Annotated in this window: 18 protein-coding genes; 13 read left to right on the top strand and 5 right to left on the bottom strand. The window is 59.6% G+C overall.

The window, feature by feature from the left end:
- Positions 1-57: 57 nt before the first annotated feature.
- Complete coding sequence (locus HQ945_RS13315; RefSeq protein ID WP_343051230.1) at positions 58-402, top strand: hypothetical protein; 345 nt, start codon at positions 58-60, stop codon at positions 400-402.
- 3 nt (positions 403-405) lie between these two features.
- Here the strand turns inward: HQ945_RS13315 and HQ945_RS13310 are convergent, their stop codons facing one another.
- Entirely contained in the window at positions 406-1296 is an 891-nt protein-coding gene (locus tag HQ945_RS13310) for a methyltransferase domain-containing protein (RefSeq protein WP_113281455.1), read from the bottom strand.
- Between the two features lie 62 nt (positions 1297-1358).
- On the opposite strand from HQ945_RS13310, the gene HQ945_RS13305 reads away from it, so the two are divergent.
- From HQ945_RS13305 to HQ945_RS13285, 5 genes are all read left to right on the top strand, one after another.
- A complete protein-coding gene (locus HQ945_RS13305) occupies positions 1359-2138 on the top strand; it encodes a ComF family protein (RefSeq protein ID WP_113281456.1) in 780 nt (259 codons plus the stop codon).
- A 77-nt stretch (positions 2139-2215) separates the two neighbouring features.
- Complete coding sequence (gene grxC / locus HQ945_RS13300; RefSeq protein WP_091921308.1) at positions 2216-2485, top strand: glutaredoxin 3; 270 nt, start codon at positions 2216-2218, stop codon at positions 2483-2485.
- 10 nt (positions 2486-2495) lie between these two features.
- Positions 2496-3362, top strand: a complete 867-nt coding sequence (locus HQ945_RS13295) for a carbon-nitrogen hydrolase family protein (protein WP_113281457.1) — start codon at positions 2496-2498, stop codon at positions 3360-3362.
- Positions 3359-3772 carry a DUF1178 family protein gene (locus HQ945_RS13290; RefSeq protein ID WP_113281458.1) on the top strand — a complete coding sequence of 138 codons (414 nt, stop codon included), beginning with the start codon at positions 3359-3361 and terminating at the stop codon, positions 3770-3772. The genes HQ945_RS13295 and HQ945_RS13290 overlap by 4 nt, the downstream gene beginning before the upstream one ends.
- A gap of 60 nt (positions 3773-3832) precedes the next feature.
- Positions 3833-4747, top strand: a complete 915-nt coding sequence (locus HQ945_RS13285) for a DMT family transporter (RefSeq protein WP_113281459.1) — start codon at positions 3833-3835, stop codon at positions 4745-4747.
- On the opposite strand, the gene ubiG is transcribed toward HQ945_RS13285, so the two are convergent.
- The 3 genes from ubiG to HQ945_RS13270 form a co-directional block, all read right to left on the bottom strand.
- On the bottom strand, positions 4734-5477 hold the full coding sequence (gene ubiG / locus HQ945_RS13280; RefSeq protein ID WP_113281460.1) for a bifunctional 2-polyprenyl-6-hydroxyphenol methylase/3-demethylubiquinol 3-O-methyltransferase UbiG: 744 nt from the start codon (positions 5475-5477) through the stop codon (positions 4734-4736). The two genes, HQ945_RS13285 and ubiG, sit on opposite strands and share 14 nt — an antisense overlap.
- 68 nt (positions 5478-5545) lie before the next feature.
- Positions 5546-5959 carry a type II toxin-antitoxin system VapC family toxin gene (locus HQ945_RS13275; protein ID WP_113281461.1) on the bottom strand — a complete coding sequence of 138 codons (414 nt, stop codon included), beginning with the start codon at positions 5957-5959 and terminating at the stop codon, positions 5546-5548.
- A 38-nt stretch (positions 5960-5997) separates the two neighbouring features.
- Positions 5998-6267 (bottom strand): antitoxin, encoded by a 270-nt coding sequence (locus tag HQ945_RS13270; protein ID WP_113281462.1) that lies wholly within the window; start codon positions 6265-6267, stop codon positions 5998-6000.
- 223 nt (positions 6268-6490) lie between these two features.
- Between HQ945_RS13270 and HQ945_RS13265 the strand changes: the two genes are divergently transcribed.
- From HQ945_RS13265 to HQ945_RS13235, 7 genes are all read left to right on the top strand, one after another.
- Positions 6491-7744, top strand: coding sequence for an aspartate kinase (locus tag HQ945_RS13265; RefSeq protein WP_027229661.1), 1254 nt, complete (start codon positions 6491-6493; stop codon positions 7742-7744).
- A gap of 91 nt (positions 7745-7835) precedes the next feature.
- On the top strand, positions 7836-10130 hold the full coding sequence (ptsP, locus tag HQ945_RS13260; RefSeq protein ID WP_036813038.1) for a phosphoenolpyruvate--protein phosphotransferase: 2295 nt from the start codon (positions 7836-7838) through the stop codon (positions 10128-10130).
- A gap of 9 nt (positions 10131-10139) precedes the next feature.
- Entirely contained in the window at positions 10140-11219 is a 1080-nt protein-coding gene (gene prfA / locus HQ945_RS13255) for a peptide chain release factor 1 (RefSeq protein WP_091921324.1), read from the top strand.
- Positions 11216-12079: a peptide chain release factor N(5)-glutamine methyltransferase gene (gene prmC / locus HQ945_RS13250; protein WP_113281463.1), complete on the top strand. Its 864-nt coding sequence runs from the start codon at positions 11216-11218 to the stop codon at positions 12077-12079. The genes prfA and prmC overlap by 4 nt, the downstream gene beginning before the upstream one ends.
- Positions 12080-12374: 295 nt before the next feature.
- Entirely contained in the window at positions 12375-13055 is a 681-nt protein-coding gene (locus HQ945_RS13245; protein ID WP_081815716.1) for a DUF4167 domain-containing protein, read from the top strand.
- Positions 13056-13486: 431 nt separating this feature from the next.
- Positions 13487-16099: an ATP-dependent chaperone ClpB gene (gene clpB / locus HQ945_RS13240; RefSeq protein ID WP_027229657.1), complete on the top strand. Its 2613-nt coding sequence runs from the start codon at positions 13487-13489 to the stop codon at positions 16097-16099.
- Between the two features lie 175 nt (positions 16100-16274).
- A complete protein-coding gene (locus HQ945_RS13235; RefSeq protein ID WP_091921328.1) occupies positions 16275-17687 on the top strand; it encodes a L,D-transpeptidase in 1413 nt (470 codons plus the stop codon).
- 9 nt (positions 17688-17696) lie between these two features.
- On the opposite strand, the gene HQ945_RS13230 is transcribed toward HQ945_RS13235, so the two are convergent.
- Positions 17697-19649, bottom strand: coding sequence for a M23 family metallopeptidase (locus HQ945_RS13230; RefSeq protein ID WP_027229655.1), 1953 nt, complete (start codon positions 19647-19649; stop codon positions 17697-17699).
- Positions 19650-20430 lie beyond the last annotated feature (781 nt).

The following is a 20430-nucleotide window of genomic DNA, read 5'->3' as shown; positions in this document are numbered from 1 at the left end:
TTCCAAGTGTTAATGAATCCTTCACCTGATTGAGCGACTTTTAGCCGAATTGGGGCAATGAAGTTCAGGTGGGGCATGGCGCGCAAGGAAGACTATCGCGAGGATGAACCGCGGCTGTCAGGTACGCTAATGAATGCGGGTACCGGGCTGCTGCGCATCACTTTGCTATTCGGTTCGGCTGCCATTGCACTGGCGCTGATCATAGCGCCGCTGGCCGATCGCGGCTCGCAGTCCGTCGTCGATTATTCCGCTGGCCGGTCTCTCGACGAGATGGCAACCGGCTCCATCCGGAAAGACGATCCATCGACCAAGACCTATACGATTCACCGTAGCGTATTGCAGCGATCGCCAAATGCGGTTTGCATTATAAAAAGCGACGGTTCGCAAAGCGGCGACTGCTGATCGCTATTTCTTCTTAAGGTTTTCGACGCTGGTGAGAAAATCCGCGAGCTTGGCCTTGGCCGAGCCTGGTTTCAGCGGCTTTTGCTGCGACTCATGCGCCGCCCACCCGGACATCCAGATAAACGAGAATGTCGCCCTTATGCGCCGGTCCGGGTCACTGAAGCGTTCCGCGTAGATTTCCGCAACGCGCGCGAAGAAGCGCCGCGACATCGGCTTGCGCGAGCGCCCGAGAAGGACGTTCTGCATGCCCATGGCCCGCAAATCGCGCATCAGGTGAAACGCGGTATCGTACCGGACCGTGTAGGTTTCGATATCGGTGACCGGCAAAGTGAAGCCGGCCCGCTGCAGCAGTGCACCGACATCGCGCACATCCGCAAACGGCGCGACGCGCGGGGATGCGCCGCCGTAAATTTCACTCTCGGCCGCGAGCAGGCATTCGCGCAGTTCGCCAAGCGTGTTCTCACCCGCCATGGCACCAAGGAAGAGGCCGTCGGGTTTGAGGGCGCGCCTTATTTGCAGCAGCGTGCCGGGCGTATCGTTGGTCAGGTGCAGCGAAAGCAGGGATATGATCAGGTCTATGGACCCGGCCTTGAGCGGCAAGGCCTCCTCGTCGGCGACAACTCCGGGAAACGACCGATCAAGAAAGCTTGAATCGTGTTCAACGCGGAAGATGCTCTCGACCTTGCCCGAGCGCAGCAGAGCCTGCGCCCCGAGGCCGCTATGCCCAGCGAGATCGACCGCCACGTCGAAGCGGCGCTCGACTGCCGAAAGACGTTCTTCGAGATCATCGGCTGCCCGCCCGAGCAGAAAATCGGCGGAGCTGCCGTGTTGGCGCAACGCCCGCAGGCGCCGTTTCAGCAACAATGCCCGATCGAAAACCTGATGCCGTTCCATTCCGAATTTCTCTGATAAATGTATAGTCAACGGGTAGATGCGTCGCCTTGGAACGAATTGCAATGAAAACCCGAGCGGAAACCTTGAAGGAGACGGCGCATGGACTTGCGAAAGGGCTGACACGCCAGTTTGCCACGCTGTTGTTTCCGCCGGTGTGTTCGGGCTGCGAGCGGCTTGTCGCGGAGCCCGGCAGTCTTTGCGGTGCATGCTGGGCCAAGGTTCGCTTTATCGAGAAGCCGTATTGTCCCGTTCTCGGGACGCCATTCAGCCACGATCTTGGCGCCGAAATCCTCTCCGCCGAAGCAATCGCCGATCCGCCGCCTTTCGAGCGCGCCCGTTCGGTAGCCGTGCATGAGGGCGTTGTAGCCGAGATGGTGCAGGGGCTGAAATATAATGACCGAACCGATCTTGGACCATGGATGGCTCTCTGGATGCTGCGCGCTGGCACCGAACTGCTTGACGGTTGCGATATTATCGTGCCGGTACCGCTCCACGCACGGCGCTTCTGGTTTCGCCGCTTCAATCAATCGGCCGAACTCGCCCGGCATGTTGCGCGTCTTGCCGGCAAGACCTTCGATCCTGATGCGCTCAAACGTGTGAAACGCACGCGCCAGCAGGTCGGTCTCGGCTCGAATGCGCGCAGGCTCAACATGAGCGGCGCTTTCAAGGTGCCGGAGGCACAAGAAATCAAGGTCCGGGGCCGCCGCGTGCTTCTCATCGACGACGTCTATACAACCGGGGCCACCGTCAAGGCTGCGTCACGCGCATTGCTGCGCGGGGGTGCGTCAAGGGTCGATGTTCTCACTTTCAGCCGTGCGCTTGCAAAAGAATTGCCCATCTGACGGCGAGATGTCGCAAAGTTCAGGTCTTTCCGCGTTGATTTTTCATGCCTATATAGGGAGCAACGTGGAGTATTCGAATGGTTGATGTAACAATCTATACGCGCAATGGTTGCGGCTATTGCACGGCGGCCAAGAGCCTCCTTGCGGAGAAAGGCGTCGCCTTCGTCGAGCACAATGCAAGCCTCGAGCCGTCGGCCCGTCAGGATATGCTGGCGCGCGCCAATGGCCGCACGACATTCCCGCAAATTTTCATCGGCGAGACACATGTCGGCGGATGCGATGATCTCTATGCGCTTGAAAACCAGGGCCGGCTCGACACACTGTTGAAGACCGGCGAACTCGCTTGAGGATGATCCAATGACGTCATTTCGTGCAGCCGCCATCCAGATGCGCTCCGGCGTCGATCCAGAGCGCAATGCCGCTGACCTTGCCGAATATGTGGCGGATGCGGCCGGCAAAGGCGCTGTCTACGTGCAGACGCCGGAAATGACCGGTGCCTTGCAGCGGGACCGCAAGGCGCTGGCAAGCGTGCTCAAGGGCGAAGCAGACGATGTCATCGTGCGAACTGCCTCTGCGCTTGCCGCGAAACATGGCATCCATCTTCACATCGGGTCGACGGCGATCGCCCGTGATGACGGCAAGATTGCCAACCGCGCATTCGTATTCGGTCCAGACGGCAAGATCCTGACACGCTACGACAAAATCCACATGTTCGACGTTGATCTCGACAATGGCGAAAGCTGGCGCGAATCTGCCGTCTATGCGCCCGGCGCTGATACCGTCGTTATCGATCTGCCGTTTGCGCGCCTCGGGCTCGCCATCTGCTACGACGTGCGTTTCCCGCAGCTTTTCCGCGCCCAGGCGCTTGCCGGTGCCTCGGTTATATCGGCTCCGGCCGCCTTTACCCGGCAGACCGGTGAGGCGCACTGGCATGTGCTGCAACGGGCCCGGGCGATTGAAAACGGCGCCTTCATGATCTCGGCTGCCCAGGGCGGCGTGCATGAAGACGGGCGCGAGACCTTCGGTCACTCGCTGATCGTCGCTCCCTGGGGTGAAGTTCTTGCAGAGGCTGCCCACGCCGATCCCGCGATCATTGTCGCCGATATCGATCCGGCACTCAGCGCCGCCGCGCGTGCGAAGGTACCGAACCTCAAGAATGCGCGTCCGTTCGGATTGATCGTCGAAAATGACGGCGAAAAGACAAGGCTCGACGTCGCATCATGATCCGGTTTTCGCTCCATTGCGAGCACGACCATGAATTCGAAGGGTGGTTCCGCAGCAATGACGACTTCGATTCCCAGGTTGGGAAGGGACTGGTAGCCTGCCCGGCTTGCGGCTCGCACAGCATCGGCAAAGCGCTGATGGCGCCATCGGTGACGACCGGGCGTCAGAAGGAGAAGGTCGCCGTTGCCATGAGCAAGATGGTCAGCGAGCTCAAAGAAATGACCAGAAAGGTGCGCGAGAATGCCGATTATGTCGGCAGTGACTTCGCCGAAGAGGCGCGCAAGATCCATTTTGGCGAGGTGGAAAAGCGCGGCATTTATGGCGAAGCTTCCCAGGAGGAGGTCAAGTCGCTTCTCGATGACGGTGTCGACGTGATGCCGCTTCCGGTCTTTCCCGAAGAGCGCAATTGATCTTGCTGCGTTGATGCCAATGGCTAAGGTTCACCTCTCCGGACCGAGGTGATTCTCCCCATGCAATTATTGAACTCCGCTGCCGTTCTGCTGGTTCTCACCGGCGCCTTCCTTGGGCTGACGCTTCCTTTCGGCAAGCTCGCATTCGTGGCAGGTGTTGCGCCGTCGCTCTGGGCATTCGTCATTTCACTCGGCGCCGGAACCGTGCTGCTGACGGCCTTTCTCGTCATGGGCAAGCGACCGCAACTCAATGCGCACATGCTGCGCTATTACGTTATCACCGCGCTCGTTTCCTACGCCGTTCCCAACCTGATGACGCTTTCGGCCATCCCGCATCTCGGATCCGGCTATACCGGCATCATGTACACGCTGTCGCCGGTCTTCACCTTGCTGTTTTCTGTCATGTTGAAGTTGCGCAGGCCAAGTCCGCTCGGCCTCCTCGGCATTTTTGTCGGCTTTATCGGCGCCGTCATCGTCGGCTTCACCCGCGGTCAGGTCGGTCAGCCTGCCGATCCGCTTTGGGTTGCCATCGGTTTGCTTATTCCGGTTCTGCTGGCGCTCGGCAACGTCTACCGCACGATCGACTGGCCGGCGGGCGCCGATCCGACCGAGCTTGCAGGCGGCAGTCACCTTATGACGGCCTTGCTCCTGATCCCGATCATTTTATATTTGACGGGCGGCTTTCCGGTTGCGCCGCTTCGCGGCATTCCTTGGCTTGTTGTCGCGCAAGTGGTGGCTTCTGCCTGCATGTTCGCGCTGTACTTTCGGCTGCAGGCGGTGGGCGGCCCGGTCTATCTCAGCCAGATCGGCTATGTGGGCGCGGCAGTTGCGCTGCTTGCCGGGACGTTATTTCTCGGCGAAATCTACCAGCTTGCAACCTGGGGAGGGGCCCTCATCATCACAATCGGCGTGCTGATGACGACGAAGGCCCAGCGCATGGAAGCCAAGGCGCTGGTGGCAACTAAGGCCGCGTAGCCAGCACCATATAGTTGACGTCGGTATCGCGGGAGCGGTTCCAGCTATCGCTGAGCGGACTGTAAGATACGCCTATCTTCTCGACGACTTCCAATCCGGATTGCCGCAGCGCGGCTTCGAGTTCTTCCGGGCGAACGAGCTTTTCATATTGGTGGGTTCCACGCGGCAACCACCGCAAGACATACTCGGCTCCAAATATTGCGAGCCCCAGCGCCTTCAATGTCCGGTTGATGGTGGCAACGAAGGTCAGTCCGCCGGGCTTTACCATCTGCGCGCAGGCCGACATGTAGAGTTCGACATCGGCGACGTGCTCGACCACTTCCATATTGAGGACGATGTCGAACTGTTCGCCGGCCTCCGCCAGGGCTTCTGCCGTTGTCGCCCGATAATCGATGACAAGGCCGCTTTGGGCGGCGTGGATTTTGGCGACCTCGATATTGGTCTCGCCCGCGTCAGCGCCGACAACCGTTGCGCCGAGCCGCGCCATGGGCTCGCACAGAAGTCCGCCGCCGCAGCCGATATCAAGAATGCGCAGGCGGGAAAACGGCATCGGCGTATGAGGGTCGATACCATAATGGCCGCAGACCTTTTCCTTGATGTAGGCAAGGCGGGTTGGATTGAACTTGTGCAGCGGGCGGAATTTGCCCTGCGGGTTCCACCACTCGGCTGCCATGCGAGAAAACCGCTCGACTTCTGCGGCATCGATTGAAGTGCGCTCGGTTGTCGCCATGGCCTCATCCTCTTTGACTGTTTTCGAGTGGCCTGTTCCGGGAGGCAATGTCAAGGCGCAATGCTTGCTCAGACTTCCGATTGAGCCCAGTTTGCGAGGGCCAGGCCGCCACTGATCCTTTGATAGTGCCGCGTATTGTTGCTCACAAGAACGGCGCCAACAGAGATCGAGTGTGCAGCGATCATCATATCGAGTTCGCCAATCGGCTGACCGGTCGACACAAGCTGATGACGAATGCCGGCATAATATTCAGCGGCAACCGCATCCCAGGCCAGGACGCGAACAATCTGGAAAAATCGCGAAATCTCACCATGAAGACGATGGTTTTCAGGTATCCGTTTCAGGCCGTCAAGCAGCTCCGCTTTCGTGATGGCAGAGACGCAGACATCGGAAGGCTGCAATTCTGAGAGCTTTTCATCGATTTTCGGCGAGCGACCCTTGATGATGTAGCTCGCAATATCTGTATCCAACATATGGAGCATGGAGCGCCTAGCCTTCGAAATATCACTAATTGGTTAAGTCAATCGTTTTCGTCAAAGAAGCTACGCTCCACCGGTAATGCATTCATGGGGCGCTCGCCCATAAAATCATCAGGGACTTCGACGGAGTTCCTCAACTCGAAGAAGTCGGCCCAGACGCGGGCTCCTGGCCGCGTCGAAAGAATGACGTCTCCCGTGCGGTCATCACGGGAAACGTAGACTTCGTCGCCATCGAAGCGAAAATCAGCCGGCAACCGTACGGCCTGGCTCGCGCCGTTCTTGAAAAGCTTGGCAATGCGCACTTCGGTCATCTCTCTGCCTCTCAAAGTATATGCAATAGTATATACGCCCATCAGCCGGCATTTTCAACATGGGCGGCACACACCCGATTTCACCCCGGCAAATCTGTTCGCATTCTTGCAGTCGGCGGATAATTTCGTTATGGGAGGCCGCATTCATTTGGCAAAGAGCCAGTTCATTTCAAACGACTCTTTTCCGACCCAGTTTTCAGGCCTTTCCAGAACGGTAATTTCCATGGCACGCATCGTGATGAAATTCGGCGGCACTTCGGTGGCCGATATTGACCGCATCCGCAATGTGGCCAGGCATGTCAAACGCGAGGTCGACGCTGGGCACGAGGTTGCCGTCGTCGTCTCGGCAATGGCCGGAAAGACCAATGAGCTCGTGGGCTGGACGAGGCAGACGTCGCCGATGCATGACGCCCGCGAGTATGACGCCATCGTAGCCTCGGGCGAACAGGTCACATCCGGGCTCCTTGCCATCGCTCTGCAATCAATGGGTATCCATGCCCGCTCCTGGCAAGGCTGGCAGATACCGATCAAGACCGACAATGCGCATGGTGCGGCCCGCATCGTCGACATCGACGGCTCCTTTCTGATCGAGCGCTTCCAGGAAGGCCAGGTCGCGGTGATCGCGGGGTTCCAGGGCATCGGTCCGGACAACCGCATAGCGACACTCGGGCGAGGCGGTTCCGATACGAGCGCCGTCGCCATCGCCGCCGCGGTCAAGGCCGACCGCTGCGACATCTATACGGACGTCGACGGCGTCTATACGACCGACCCGCGCGTCGAGCCCAAGGCGCGCCGGCTTTCGCGCATTTCGTTTGAAGAAATGCTCGAAATGGCCTCGCTCGGCGCCAAGGTGCTGCAGGTCCGTTCGGTCGAGCTTGCCATGGTGCACAAAGTGCGCACATTTGTCAGATCCAGCTTCGAGGATCCCGATGCACCGGGCATGGGCGATCTGATCAATCCGCCCGGAACACTTATTTGCGACGAGGAAGAAATCGTGGAACAGCAGGTTGTCACAGGAATTGCCTACGCCAAGGACGAGGCCCAGATTTCGTTGCGGCGTGTTGCTGACCGCCCCGGCATTTCCGCCGGCATCTTCGGCCCGCTCGCCGAAGCGCACATCAATGTCGACATGATCGTTCAGAACATTTCCGAGGACGGGTCGAAGACCGACATGACGTTCACGGTCCCGACCGGCGATCTCGACAAGGCCCTCGTTGTTCTCGAGAAGGTCAAGCAGGATGTCGGTTTCGACGTGATTCAGTCCGAAGCCGGCATGGTCAAGGTTTCCGTCATCGGCATCGGCATGCGCAGCCATGCGGGCGTCGCTGCCACGGCGTTCCGCGCCCTTGCAGACAAGGGAATCAACATCCGCGCCATCACGACTTCCGAGATCAAGATCTCGATCCTGATCGATGGACCATACGCGGAACTCGCCGTACGCACTTTGCATTCTGTGTACGGTCTCGATAAGCATTAACGAGCGAGATTCTGTTTGTCGGCGTTCGTGCCGACTGACATGATGGATCGACTGATTTGGTGAGGTCCCGGTGGCCTTGCCACAATTGACAATGGGAGAAAGGCATCCGGTGCCTACACGCGACCCGATAAGTGGCCCTCGTGTGATGCTGAAGCGCCTCCGCGAACTGATGGCGGAGGCTCTTGAGCCGCAGGAGAGGCTCGACCGCATTGTTCGCGAAATCGCGCAGAACATGGTCGCGGAAGTGTGCTCATTCTACGTGCTGCGCTCCGATGGGGTCCTCGAACTATACGCAACCGAAGGTCTCAACCCGTCGGCCGTCCACCTGGCGCAACTGCGCCTTGGTCAGGGTCTAGTCGGCACGATCGCTGCAAGCGCGCGACCGCTCAACCTGACCGATGCGCAAGCGCATCCGGCCTTCGCGTATCTGCCGGAAACGGGAGAAGAAATTTACAACTCCTTCCTTGGCGTGCCGATCCTGAGGGCAGGGCGCACGCTCGGCGTTCTCGTCGTTCAGAACCGCACCAAGCGCGTCTACCGCGAGGATGAGGTCGAGGCGCTCGAGACTACGGCCATGGTGCTTGCCGAAATGGTTGCGGCCGGCGATATCCCCCGCATCGCACGGCCCGGTGTCGAACTCGACCTTGGCAAGCCGATGAGCTTCAGCGGCAGCGCGTTCAACGATGGGGTTGGTCTCGGGCACGTCGTGCTGCACGAGCCGCGCATCGTCGTAACCAACCTCTTCAACGAAGACATCAATGCCGAAATCGACAGGCTCGAGAGCTCGCTTGGGTCCTTGCGTATTTCCATCGACGACATGCTGTCGCGGCGTGACGTGGCGTTCGAAGGCGAGCACCGGGAGGTGCTTGAGGCCTATCGCATGTTTGCTCACGATACCGGCTGGGTGCGGCGCCTTGAGGAGGCGATCCGCAACGGCCTGACTGCGGAAGCCGCAGTCGAGAAGGTGCAGAGCGATACGCGCGCCCGCATGATGCATCTGACCGACCCCTATATGCGCGAGCGGCTGAGCGATTTCGACGACCTTGCCAATCGGCTGCTGCGCCAGCTGATGGGGCGCGATGTCAAGACCATGGCTGGAACGCTGGCGAAGGACGCGATCATAATCGCGCGCTCGATGGGCGCTGCGGAGCTTCTCGACTATCCGCGTGAACGCCTGCGCGGACTTGTGCTCGAAGACGGGGCGGCGACCAGCCACGTGGTCATCGTGGCGCGCGCCATGGGCATTCCGGTAGCGGGCCAGGTCAAGGGCGTCGTTTCCATGGCGGAAAACAACGATGCCGTGATCGTCGACGGCGATGACGGGCGCGTGCATCTGCGGCCGCAATCGGAACTTGAGGCTGCCTATTCGGAGAAGGTGCGGTTCCGCGCCAAGCGCCAGGCCCTCTATCGCGAATCGCGCGACAAGCCGTCGATTACCAAGGATGGCATCGCGATCAAGCTGTTGATGAATGCCGGCCTTTTGGTGGATCTTCCGCAGCTTGCCGAAGCCGGGGCGGCGGGCATTGGCCTCTTCAGGACCGAGCTCCAGTTCATGATTGCATCGACCTTCCCGCGCGCAGAACAGCAGGAGCGGCTCTATCGGTCCGTGCTCGAAGCCGCCGGCGACCGGCCGGTCACCTTCCGTACGCTCGATATTGGCGGCGACAAGGTGCTCCCCTACTTCCGCAGCAACGTAAACGAAGAAAATCCGGCGATGGGCTGGCGGGCTTTGCGCCTCACGCTCGATCGGCCTGGCCTTCTACGCACACAGGTACGCGCCCTGCTCAAGGCCGCCGGCGGCCGCGAATTGCGCCTGATGCTGCCGATGGTCACGGAAGTGCAAGAAGTGCGCAAGGCCAGCGAACTGATCAACCGCGAGGTCCAGCACCTGTCGCGCTTTGCCTATGATCTGCCGACCCGCGTCAAGATCGGAGCCATGGTCGAGGTGCCGTCGCTGCTGTGGCAGCTCGACGAATTGATGGCCGAAGTCGATTTCGTATCAGTCGGCTCCAACGACCTCTTCCAGTTCGTCATGGCGGTCGACCGGGGCAATTCGATCATCAACAATCGCTTCGACAATCTCTCGGTGCCGTTCCTGAGGGTGCTGCGCCAGATCGCCGAGGCGGGCGAGCGCAACAATACGAGTGTGACGCTTTGCGGTGAAATGGCGGGCAAGCCCTTGTCATCCATGGCGTTGATCGGGCTCGGCTATCGTTCCATTTCAATGTCGCCGGCCGCGATCGGTCCTGTCAAAGCCATGCTCGGCTCACTGGACGTTGGCGAACTTAGCGCCCAGCTCAAGGACGCGATCGACAATCACGGCGAGACCGGCACGTTGCGCAATTTTCTTACGAAGTACGCAGAGCGAGCTGGCGTTCCACTCTAGAGGTTTTGAATAATGTCCATTCCGCAGGATCGTATGGATCAGCTGCTGAAGCGTTTTTCCATGATGGAAACGCAGATGTCGAGCAATCCCGATTCCGAAACCTATGTGAAGCTCGCATCGGAATATTCCGAGCTCGAGCCCGTTGTCGCCAAGATCCGTGAGCTTCTGGCCGCGCGCAGCGAGGCCGATGGGCTGCAGGCAATGCTCGATGATGCAGCGACCGATCGGGATATGCGCGAACTTGCCGAGGCGGAACTGCCGGAGATCGACGAGCGGATCGGCGAACTCGAAAAGGACATCCAGGTCCTGCTCCTGCCGAAGGATGTCGCCGACGAGCGCAACGCGATCCTCGAAATCCGTGCCGGGACGGGCGGTTCGGAAGCAGCGCTTTTTGCTGGCGATCTCTTTCGCATGTATGAGCGTTACGCAGCCGCCAATGGCTGGCGCGTCGAGCTCATTTCGGCAAGCGACGGCGAAGCCGGCGGTTACAAGGAAGTCATTGCCATGGTCTCCGGCAAGGGGGTCTTTGCCAAGCTCAAGTTCGAATCCGGCGTACACCGCGTGCAGCGTGTCCCCGATACGGAAGCGAGCGGGCGCATTCATACTTCGGCGGCAACCGTGGCGGTTCTGCCCGAAGCCGAGGAAATCGACATCGATATCCGCCAGGAGGACATCCGCATCGATACGATGCGCGCCTCCGGTTCCGGCGGCCAGCACGTCAACACCACCGATTCGGCCGTCCGCATCACCCACATCCCGTCCGGCATCGTCGTCGTTCAGGCCGAAAAGTCCCAGCACCAGAACCGCGCGCGCGCCATGCAGGTGCTCAGGTCGCGGCTTTTTGACATGCAGCGCCAGAAGGCGGACAGCGAGCGCTCGGAGGCGCGGCGCAGCCAGGTCGGTTCTGGCGATCGGTCGGAGCGCATCCGCACCTACAATTTCCCGCAGGGGCGTGTGACGGATCACCGCATCAACCTGACGCTCTATAAACTCGACCGCATCATGGAAGGCGATCTCGACGAACTGATCGGCGCCTTGATCTCAGATCACCAGACGGCCTTGCTCGCCCAGATGAACGATGGGCTATGACGACGGCGCGCCTCGCCGACGCACACAAGCACGCGCGCGACCGTCTTGCGCGTGCAGGAATTGACACAGCCACGCTGGATGCTCGCCTTCTGGTTGAATGGGTCACCGGAACCGATCAACTGGAAACGATCCGGAACCCCGGCAGGCAGGTGGATTCTGAAACGAATGCGCGGCTTGAAGTGGTCCTCAACCGGCGAATGAACGGCGAATCCGTACATCGGATTATCGGCAAACGGGCCTTTTTCGATATCGAACTGGCGCTGTCGCGCGAAACGCTGGAGCCGCGCCCCGATACCGAAGCGATTGTGGAACTCGTGCTGCCGTTCCTGCGCCGCCGCATTCAGGAATTAGGTGTTGCCGACCTTCTCGACCTCGGCACCGGCACCGGAGCCATTGCCTTGGCGTTGCTCAATCACTTGCAGCAATTGCGGGCCGTCGGTGTCGACATATCGACAGGCGCCCTTGATACGGCGCGCGAGAATGCCCACCTTAACAGGGTATCGGAGCGCTTTGCCTGCCTGCATTCGGATTGGTATTCCACCGTGACGGGCGTCTACGATCTGATTGTCTCCAACCCACCCTATATACGGACGGCCGACATCGAAGGCCTGCAACGTGAAGTTGTATTGCACGATCCGGTCCGGGCGCTCGATGGCGGGGAGGATGGTCTTGGACCATACCGAATCATCGCCGCCGGGGCCCGCCAGTATCTTCGGGAAGGTGGAGCGGTTGCCGTGGAGATCGGTTTTGATCAACGCGCCGACGTTGCAGCGATTTTCGCTGCTTCAGATTTGGTGCTGGAGGCCACAAAGACGGATATTGGTGGCCATGAACGGGCACTTTTGTTCACAGCCGCGTAAAAATCTTGAAAAAAGGCTTGGAATTTGCCGCGAAGACGGATAGTTTCCGGATACCGCTCTAAACCGAACAAAACTGGTTCTGCCTATCAAGAAGTTGGTAGGGAATTTCTGGGTGTTTGATCTTTCTTCGGGAAAAATTTGGAGAAGACGGTTTTTGCGGCAGCACAAAAGTTTTATGAAACTTTGGATGCGATTGAAGCGCGGGGCGCGCTTCAGGTCGGCACTTGAGAAGCGAAGCTTTTTGACTCAAATGGTGAGCAAAACAGCGCCCCTGATTTTCTGAAAAGAGATAAGTATGAGGCCAGTACAGCAGAATAGGCGCATGCGCGGACGCGGTAACAACAACCGAAAAGGTCCGAACCCACTATCCCGCAATTACGAAAGCAACGGACCCGATGTCAAAATTCGGGGAAATGCTCAGCACATCGCCGAAAAATATACGACTCTGGCACGTGATGCACAGAGCAGCGGCGACAGGGTAATGGCTGAAAACTACCTTCAGCACGCCGAGCACTACAATCGAATCATTCTAGCGGCACAGGCCCAGGCGCCCGTCCAGTTCCAGCGCGACGATCGCGATGACCAGGACGACGACATGGGCTATGACGACGACAACGGCAACGAGGTCGAACGTATCGTGCACCAGCCGATCAATGGCAGCGGACCGCAGCCGGTCATTCAAGGCACGCCCGCAGAGGTCGCCTATGATGATGATACGGCAAGCCAGCGCCAGCCGCAGCCTCAGCCCGAGGCACGGCCGGTGGAGGCCGAGGCATCTGTCGACGCGGAAAACGCCGAGGCCAAGTCCGCCCGCCGCGCACCGCGCGGTCGTCGCCCGGCCCGGCCGCGTGAACCGCGTGTGGCAGAAGGCAACAGTGACGCACCGAGCACAGCTGACGCCACGAACGATCTTTCGCCGGCAGGAATTGTCGCCGAAGTGAAGAAGCGCCGGGCCGCGGTCGAGTCGGACGTCTGATTTCGGTTTTCTTGATATAAGCCGCCTGCGTTCATTCGCGGGCGGCTTATTCATTTTGTGAATGCGAGATGCGTAGGCGCCGTTGTGCACATGCCGACTGGTTGGCCCTAATCCCCGGCTTACCCGAGGATCCGCGCCCGCTATTGCGCTGCAAGCCTGACCATTCGGCAAACTCCAATCCATTTGCCGCAGATCAGAGCCCGCCGCCCAAATCCATCATTGCTTCTTCCCGGGCGCGCCGGCATGCGCCATGATTTATATCGATAATTTGCTTTAGTTCTGGCATGATAAATCCTTCCGCCTCGACCTTGCGAGCCTAGGAACTGGTTCCCATATTTGCCTCGAGCGAATGGGTCCGCCTCTCGCAGGGGGCCCGTCACCAGACCACCGCACGATGCCGCTTAAGGGTCGTCCGGGAAAAGGAGACAGTAATGAATATTGAGAAGTACACCGAACGGGTTCGGGGTTTCATCCAGTCTGCGCAGACATTTGCCCTCTCGTCCAATCATCAGCAGTTTGCTCCCGAGCACTTGCTGAAGGTTCTCGTCGACGATGAGGAAGGACTTGCTGCGTCGCTGATCGAACGCGCCGGCGGCAATGTCGAAGAGGTTCGCCTCGGCCTTCAGGCAGCGCTTGACGCGATGCCAAAGGTAACGGGCGGCAATGGTCAGCTTTACCTTTCGCAGCCATTGGCCAAGGTTTTTGCCACGGCCGAGGAAGTGGCCAAGAAAGCCGGTGACAGTTTTGTTACCGTCGAGCGCCTCTTGACGGCCATGGCCATTGAGAAATCGGCAAAGACATCCGAAATCCTGAGTCGTGCCGGCGTAACGCCTGCTGGGCTCAATGCCGTCATCAATGATATCCGCAAGGGTCGCACCGCAGATTCGGCCTCCGCCGAAAATGCCTATGACGCCTTGAAGAAATATGCGCGCGACCTTACCGCCGACGCGCGGGCGGGCAAGCTCGACCCGGTGATCGGTCGTGACGATGAAATCCGCCGAACGATCCAGGTCCTGTCACGGCGCACGAAGAATAATCCGGTGCTCATCGGCGAGCCCGGCGTCGGCAAGACTGCCATCGCCGAGGGGCTGGCACTGCGCATCGTCAATGGCGACGTGCCGGAATCCCTGAAGGACAAGAAGCTGATGGCGCTCGACATGGGTGCGCTCATTGCCGGCGCAAAGTATCGCGGCGAGTTCGAGGAGCGTCTCAAGGCCGTCCTTTCGGAAGTGACGTCGGCAAATGGCGAGATCATTCTCTTCATCGACGAGATGCACACGCTCGTGGGTGCCGGCAAGAGCGAAGGCGCGATGGACGCCTCCAACCTTCTGAAGCCGGCGTTGGCGCGCGGCGAGTTGCACTGCGTCGGTGCAACCACGCTTGACGAGTACCGCAAGCATGTCGAGAAGGATCCGGCGCTTGCCCGTCGTTTTCAGCCGGTCTTCGTCGACGAGCCGACGGTCGAGGACACAATCTCGATCCTGCGCGGCCTCAAGGAGAAGTACGAGCAGCATCACAAGGTACGCATTTCGGACTCGGCCCTCGTTGCGGCCGCGACGCTGTCGAACCGCTACATCACCGACCGCTTCCTGCCGGACAAGGCCATCGACCTTGTCGATGAGAGTGCGGCGCGGCTGCGCATGCAGGTCGATTCGAAGCCGGAGGAACTCGATGAGGTCGATCGGCGCATCATGCAGCTGAAGATCGAACGCGAGGCACTGAAGGTAGAGAAGGACGATGCTTCGCGTGACCGGCTTGAACGCCTGGAACACGAGCTCGCCGAGCTTGAGGAAGAGTCGACCGCGCTGACCAATACCTGGCAGTCGGAAAAGCAGAAGCTCGGCCATGCGGCGGATCTGAAGCGGCAGCTTGAAGATGCGCGCAATGCGCTCGCCGCTGCCCAGCGCAATGGCGAATACCAGAGAGCCGGCGAACTTGCCTATGGCACAATCCCGGCGCTCGAGAAGGAACTTGCCACCGCCGAACAGCAGGACAACGCCACGTCGATGGTAGAGGAGACCGTTACCTCCGATCACATCGCCCAGGTCGTTTCGCGCTGGACCGGCATTCCGGTCGACCGAATGCTCGAAGGCGAGCGTGACAAACTGCTGCGCATGGAAGACGAGCTTGCCAAGCGCGTCGTCGGCCAGGGTGAGGCAGTCCAGGCCGTGTCGAAAGCAATCCGCCGGGCGCGTGCCGGTCTGCAGGATCCGAACCGGCCGATTGGCTCGTTCATCTTCCTCGGACCCACCGGCGTCGGCAAGACCGAACTGACCAAGGCCCTTGCGGCATTCCTGTTCTCGGACGAGACGGCGATGGTACGCCTCGACATGTCCGAATATATGGAGAAGCATTCGGTCTCGCGTTTGATCGGCGCTCCTCCCGGCTATGTCGGTTACGAGGAAGGCGGCGCACTGACGGAAGCGGTGCGGCGGCGGCCCTATCAGGTGATCCTTTTCGACGAAATCGAGAAGGCGCATCCGGATGTATTCAACGTGTTGCTGCAGGTGCTCGACGATGGGCGCCTCACCGATGGGCAGGGACGAACGGTTGATTTCCGCAATACGCTGATCATCATGACGTCGAACCTCGGGGCCGAATATCTGACTGCGCTGGGCGAAGACCAGGACGTCGACGTGGCGCGTGACGAGGTCATGAGCGTCGTCAAGTCGGCGTTCCGGCCGGAGTTCCTCAATCGTGTCGATGAAATCATCCTGTTCCATCGTCTGAAGCGCAAGGATATGGGCAAGATCGTCGCGATCCAGATGGAGCATTTGCAGAAGCTGCTTACCGATCGCAAGATCACGATCAAGCTTGACAGCGAAGCAACCGACTGGCTTGCCGAGAAGGGTTACGATCCGGCCTATGGCGCGCGACCGCTGAAGCGTGTCATCCAGAAAGAGGTGCAGGATCCGCTGGCAGAGAAAATCCTGCTCGGCGATATTCTGGACGGCTCGACGGTGAAGATCACAGCGGGCTCGGATCGGCTGAATTTCAAGTCGGTCAAATCCGCGCCGGAGCGCGACAAGAGCGAAGCTGCATGATTGCGATTTCGCAACACTGAAAGAAAGAAGATGGCCGCCACAGCGCGGCCATTTTCACGTCTCGTTCATCTCATAAATGCAACGATAAAAGCGCGAAGGCATTAACCATAATGACAGGAAGTTCGGTCATTTATGATTAATGTCGCGTTATCGGCAATAACCGGAATCTTATGGCATGGCCTCTTATCATCATTCATTACTCGGATTGTTGCTCATGGCTTCAGCGGGCGTCACCGCCCCGGCGACGTCGAGCGCGGCCGGAATGATTGCGCCTGCCGCCAATGCCGACACGCCATACACTTTGGCGCAATGGTTCGAAGGCGAGCGTCGCCCGCGCCGGGAGGCCTATCGTTCCTACTATGATGAATATGGCCGCAGGGTTACGGTTGATCGCCGCGGCCGTGTCGTTTCGGTGGAAGAGCCGCGCAACGATCAGGGTGCGGATTACTTCCCGGACGCGCCGCAGGATCCCTACGACACCGGCGCCATCCCTAACGATCCCTATGCAGGACCGGGCAATGATCGCTATGAACAGCAATCGGCGCTCCCGTCCGAGCGTGACTATGGCAGCGTCGACCGGCAACCGCTGCCACCCACAGGCGGCGAGGCCGATCTCAATCCGGCGGATCCGAATTTCAATCCACCGGACTCGCAAAACGACGGGTTCTACGATACGCCGCAGCAGGAGCAGATACCCGCTCATCCAAATCCCGCGCCGACAGTAGAATTACCGAAGGGGCAGGGCGCGAAGGCAAAGATCGCCGCAATCCAGGTCCTGCTCGATCGGATCGGCGTGTCACCCGGCGTGATCGATGGCCACAAGGGCGGCAATGTCGACAAGGCTGTCGCGGCATTCGAGGAAATGACCGGCCAGCAATTCGATCCGCTCAACGATGACGGGATCAACGCCTCGCTCGAACAAACCGGCGGACCCGCTTTCGTGTCCTATACGATCACCTCCGAGGACGCGGCCTATCCGTTCGTCGCCTCCATTCCGGAAGATTACGGCCACAAGGCGCAACTCGAGCGCATGGCGTTCACTTCGGTCACAGAGATGTTGGCCGAACGCTTCCATATGGATGAGACTTATCTCAAGGAGATCAATCCGGGCATCAATTTCAACACGCCTGGCGTTTCCATCCAGGTGGCCAATCCCGGCCAGAATGCCGGCGGCGCGGTAACGCGGATCATCGCCGACAAGGGCCGCAAGCAGGTGCGCGGCTATAATGCCGAGGGCCGGCTCATCGTCGCCTATCCCGCGACGATCGGGTCGACCGATACGCCATCGCCTTCGGGCACGGTCCAGGTCGAGCGTATCGCGCTCAATCCGAACTACACTTATAATCCGAAGCTCAACTTCAAGCAGGGTGAGAACGACAAGGTCCTGACGATTCCGCCCGGCCCGAACGGCCCGGTCGGCACGGTGTGGATTGCGCTGTCGAAGCCCACCTATGGCATTCACGGCACGCCTGAACCGTCGAAGATCGGCAAGACCAACAGCCATGGCTGCGTGCGCCTGACCAATTGGGACGCAACGGAGCTTTCCAAGATGGTTCAGAAGGGCGTGACGGTAGAGTTCCAGGAATAGAGCGGGTGCTTACCCGCTCGCTGCAACCTTGGTGGCGTCGGAATTTTCGTCCTGAAGCAATTGGTCGATCCGTTCACGCTCGCGCTGGAAGGCGACGAGATCATTGCCCTGCAGTTCGCCGCCGCTCGGCAGGCGAATACGCATCGGATCGACTTTCGAGCCGTTGACGATCACCTCGTAGTGGAGATGCGGCCCGGTCGATAGGCCGGTTGATCCAAGATAACCGATGACCTGTCCCTGGCGCACACGCGCGCCCGCAACCACGCCGCTGGCCACGGCATTCTGGTGCGAATAGCTGCTCTCGTAACCATTGGAATGACGGATGAGGGTCTGGATGCCATAGCCATTGGTCCAGCCGGCGCGCTCGACGACGCCATTGCCGGCCGCGACGATGGGCGTGCCGCGGGGCGCCGACCAGTCGACGCCGGTATGCATGCGCGAATAGCCGAGGATCGGGTGGCGGCGCATGCCGAACGGCGAGCGGAAAGTGCCGTTGGGCACTGGCTTGCGCAGGAGGAACTGCTTGGAACTCTTGCCGTTTTCGTCGTAATAGTCGGTCGTGCCGTCCTCGCCGTGGAACCGATAGAACTTCTTGAGGTCGCCGCCGAAGTTCGCGGCGACATAGAGAATCTCCGATTCGTCCCCGGCCTTGTCGGAGCCCGCCGGCAGCGAAAACAGCGCTTCAAGCTCGTCCGTGGGGCTCAGCTGCGACTGAAAGTCGACATCGGAAGCCAGCATGCGGATCAATTGCTTGATCATCGGATCGGTCATGCCATAGGCGATGCCGGCCCTGTAAATACCGTCATAGACGGTCGGCAGGTCTTCGGCGCGCCGCGATCCGGCGGGACTGTCATCGAACGCCACCTGCAGGCCGGGCGTCATTTCCGGCTCGTCGGCGGGGACATATTGTTCCTTGTCGTTGAGCGCGATCGTCAGAATATGCGTGCTGCCATTGTAGACACTGGCGCGCACGATGCGGTCGAGATCGTCGCGCGATTCAATGCCGAGGCGTAGAACACTGCCGCTCTTGAGGCGCGGGGAGTTCAAGAGCTTGCTGATCGCCCCGGACATGCCGGTCGCATCGTCGCTCTCATAGCCGGCGTCCGCGAGGGCGGCGGTAATTTCCTTGTCGCTGCGGAACGGGATCAGCGCTTCCGAATATCCGGTGCTCGCTGCATCCTCGGGCAGGCGTGGCGCAACACTCACATTCTCCTGGATGATCTTGACCGCGAGGGGACTGCGCAAATTGTAGGGGTCGTCATCCGTACCGAAACGCAGCGGATCGACATAATGCAGCGAAGCAACCTGAATGGCGCCATCGGTCAAAAGCGAACCGGTGTTGCGGACGACTTCTTCAACTTCGTCGACGCTGAGATCGTCCGCAGGATCATATTGTGCCGTGGTCAGCGGGAAATCGACGGTGCGCAGGCTGACTTCGCTCTCGACCTTGGCGCCGTAAATCTGACCGGTCTTCGGCGTGGGGTCCGTATCCTCATTCGCTTCGGCAAAGACGTCGAGCGGATTGAAGTTTGGATAACGGCGATTGGTATTGTGCACGTCTGCAAGTTCAATATGCACGAACTCGAACGGCATGGAGCGAACGACATCGCGCTCGCCATCCTTGAACATGGTCGAAACGTCAAGGCGGCGCCGATCCCGGTTCTTCTGTATGGGGGTGGTTGCGACGACGCGCGAACCCTTGGTCACGCCGCTGGCGTCGGCCGGGGCGGGCATGGCATTGCGACCGATCAATTCCGGCGGTGTTGCGAGTTGTTCGCGGCCGTCGAGCGCCGCAAACAGGGCAACGCCCATCAGCATGCTCGAGGTAATGCCGGTAAGAAACGTGCCGGCCAGCCAGCGCGCCGAGATTTCGCGACGGTCAGGCGGCCCGCGGCGTCCGTCCGTGATAAGCGGCGGCTCATTGCCCGGATCGATCGATGAGTGCCCCTCGTACTCGCTCATACTTTAAAGTGTGATCCCGTCGCCGTTGTGAATGCAGGTTCCCGGCGCGTTGGCCGGCCAGGTTTGCCCTGGCATGAAATCAACGAGGCCGCAGTTTTGCCCCCGGGACTTCACTATGTCAACGCAGGCCGCCGAAACGGATGCGCGCATCGCTCATTCGACCGCGGGGGTGTTTTAGAAAAGCCTCCGCACATCTGCGCGAGCGCTAGGTCGCGATTGGGGCATGTTTGTGGCCAAGGCCATCACATTTGGATTTGCCGGGCCGGGATTTCGCAGCCATTGCAAGGCCTGGGCAGGGCGGCAAATTCGAACCGTCATATTTTTCATAAATTCTTCAAAATCGGTGTTGACAGTTTTGTTGGGTGGGGTCTATATACCGGCACAACGAGGGCGGGGCGCCGCTGGCGGTTGCTGAATGCGCCCTAAGGTTTGCAGGATGGTTGGTTGCGAGACTGACGTGTTGATGCAAGCGGTCCTTGGCAAGGTTTAAGGGATTGTTGCGGAAGTGACATTCCTTCGGGTTTGACCGGAGGGTTGAATTCGTGCCGGTTGAAGCCGGTTTATTGACGGTGGTTTATGCCATGGTCGGTTCTTTGACAATTTCATATGGAAGAAAGAGAAACGTGGGCGGCAGGGTCCTGCGGAACTTCGCATAGAAGTTCAACAGATACTTTGGCGGACACGTTTCGAGAGAAGATATGACAGGCATTTGGCCCTTTGGGGTTGAATGCAGGTGTAAATATGTTCTCGTCGATTCTAAGCGTGACCAATGAAGATTGCG

Source organism: Phyllobacterium pellucidum (assembly GCF_013327855.1).
In the GTDB taxonomy this organism is placed as follows: domain Bacteria; phylum Pseudomonadota; class Alphaproteobacteria; order Rhizobiales; family Rhizobiaceae; genus Phyllobacterium; species Phyllobacterium pellucidum.
Note: the sequence above shows the minus strand (reverse complement) of the source record. Positions and strands in the feature narration are given on the sequence as shown.